The organism is Microbacterium sp. BF1 (assembly GCF_019279095.1).
GTDB classification, from domain to species: domain Bacteria; phylum Actinomycetota; class Actinomycetes; order Actinomycetales; family Microbacteriaceae; genus Microbacterium; species Microbacterium maritypicum.
Window position 1 is genome coordinate 1 of sequence record NZ_JAGYWT010000694.1, and the last position, 991, is coordinate 991.

Genomic DNA, 991 nt, shown 5'->3' on the forward strand with positions numbered 1-991 from the left:
CACGCTCGTCGTTGATCGTGACCTGGTTGGCGATCACGTCGAACCGACCGGCGTCGAGACCCGCGAAGATCGCGTCCCACTGGGTCTCTTCGAACTTCACCTCGAGGCCGAGCTTGTCGGCGACGGCCACGAGGATCGTGAGCGCGACCACGATGCGCCAGTACAGCTCGCCGTACTCGAAGGTGTTCGGGAAGGCGAGGAAGAACACGAGCATGCCGACCAGGCCGACGAGGAACGTGACGGTGACGATGTAGATGATGCGCGTGAACGTCGTGACATGTCTCTGCGCGGCCGGAGTGAACAGGCGCACATGCAGCAGGGCAAGCTGGAGGATTCCGATGACGAGGAGCAGCTGGAAGAACCGCTCCGCGCCGAAGTAGAAGCCGTCCTCCGGCAACCAGATCTTCACGGCGCCGACGAGGAGAGCGACGATCCAGCTCACCATGCTCGCCAGCTGCAGCCAGTCGGGGCGATTCGGCGCCAGCCCTGCTTCGAGGATCGCGATCCCCGCGAAAGCCGCCAGCAGGAGGATCGTGAGGAAGGCCCGACCGATCAGACCGTCCTGATCACCGATGAGCACCCAGACCACGCACACGAGGGCCGCAGCGATCAGAGCCCCGATGGCGATCCACAGAGAGCCCCTGATGAGCAGCGACATGTTCTTCTTCTCACCCTGCGTCTGATGCGTGGTGATGTCCGGATGGGACATGGCGATCCTCTCGTCGAGCGGCGATGCCTTCATCCTGCCACGCGCGTCGACGGTTGCCACGGCTCCCGCCCCATCCCTGGGAAGCTCATGTGCGACTCGTCGTGCGAGTGGAAGCTCTCAGGCCCCGCGCTGTGCCTTGAGCAGATCACGGATCTCGACGAGTCGCACGGTTCCTCTTCGGAGGGGCCGTGCGTTTCTCGTCCGCGGGCGCAGACGGAGACTCACGCTCAGTAGTGCGGCGGCACGTCCCGCATCAGCTGATCGTCGTTCGGCCCTCTGGCG

Annotated in this window: 1 protein-coding gene; it reads right to left on the reverse strand. The window is 64.6% G+C overall.

Going from position 1 to position 991, the window contains the following annotated elements; translation table 11 throughout:
• Positions 1-709: transporter substrate-binding domain-containing protein (locus KZA10_RS18390; protein WP_256934994.1), on the reverse strand; the 709-nt coding region annotated here is incomplete at its 3' end.
• Positions 710-991 lie beyond the last annotated feature (282 nt).